Source organism: Novosphingobium fluoreni, assembly GCF_014196615.1.
In the GTDB taxonomy this organism is placed as follows: domain Bacteria; phylum Pseudomonadota; class Alphaproteobacteria; order Sphingomonadales; family Sphingomonadaceae; genus Novosphingobium; species Novosphingobium fluoreni.
Genome location: NZ_JACIDY010000024.1, coordinates 1 through 1,120 on the forward strand (window position 1 = coordinate 1; position 1,120 = coordinate 1,120).

Annotated in this window: 2 tRNA genes and 2 rRNA genes; all 4 read right to left on the bottom strand. The window is 55.6% G+C overall.

The window, feature by feature from the left end:
• A 23S ribosomal RNA gene (locus GGR39_RS17025) occupies positions 1-262 on the bottom strand; the annotation flags it as partial.
• A 407-nt stretch (positions 263-669) separates the two neighbouring features.
• Positions 670-745: transfer RNA gene (locus GGR39_RS17030), tRNA-Ala, on the bottom strand.
• A gap of 18 nt (positions 746-763) precedes the next feature.
• A tRNA-Ile gene (locus GGR39_RS17035) sits at positions 764-840 on the bottom strand.
• 217 nt (positions 841-1,057) lie between these two features.
• Positions 1,058-1,120: ribosomal RNA gene (locus GGR39_RS17040) — 16S ribosomal RNA — on the bottom strand; the annotation flags it as partial.

Genomic DNA, 1,120 nt, shown 5'->3' on the forward strand with positions numbered 1-1,120 from the left:
CTTTTCCTCCGGGTACTTAGATGTTTCAGTTCCCCGGGTTCGCTTCACCAAGCCTATTTTATTCAGCTCGGTGATACCTGTTCCACCTCACTCAGACTGTGATCGCTCACAGAATGAATGAAATGGTGAAGGTGGGTTTCCCCATTCGGAAATCGCCGGATCAAAGTTTGCTCACAACTCCCCGACGCTTATCGCAGCGTGCCACGTCCTTCATCGCCTGTACATGCCAAGGCATCCACCAAATGCTCTTACCTCACGCTTGAGAAATCCACACCATCAACGACAAACCTGCCCTGTCCGACATAGTCGGACAATCATGAGGCGCGTTTGCCATCGTCACTAGGCGTGGACGATTTTGCTCAGCCAGATAATCATCTGTAGTAACGCATCATTGTGCACAGCCACGTCGACTGCACACGATGCGCCACGGCATCGATTAAAAAACCCATTCACAATGTCAAAGATTTGCGGCCCAATGCCGCGTAACCACTCAACGACCGTAGCCGTGAGCGGAAATAGATGTCTTCACCTCTGGATGTCTAAAAGGCGCTGCGCAGGCGGCTCGCCGTCAGACGTAGCAAAGCTGCGCCTTGTGGCGCGCTTCGCAGCGCTGGCCGGCCTTGCAGGCATGCAAATTAGCCTCGCTAATTTGTCTTGCCTGCTGCGGCTTGGTGGAGCCTATCGGGATCGAACCGATGACCCCCTGCTTGCAAAGCAGGTGCTCTCCCAGCTGAGCTAAGGCCCCCTACCAACCTTGGAAAGATGGTGGGCCGAGCAAGAGTTGAACTTGCGACCTCACGCTTATCAGGCGTGCGCTCTAACCACCTGAGCTACCGGCCCATCTCCCTCGCCCTGCTAGCGACCAATCTTGCGATCGGCTGCCGCGGGCGGCGTAGGCCAGCTCAGGCGTCCAACGCGAAACACCAGGTATAAAACCCGGTCAGCGTTCCGCGCTGATTTTCCAGAGATGAAGGGACATGAGGACGACGGCATGTTCTTTGAAACAGAGCGAAGCTCTTCCAGGTACTAGACCCGGCGCACTCGTTCCGATCCTTAGAAAGGAGGTGATCCAGCCGCAGGTTCCCCTACGGCTACCTTGTTACGACTTCACCCCAGTCGC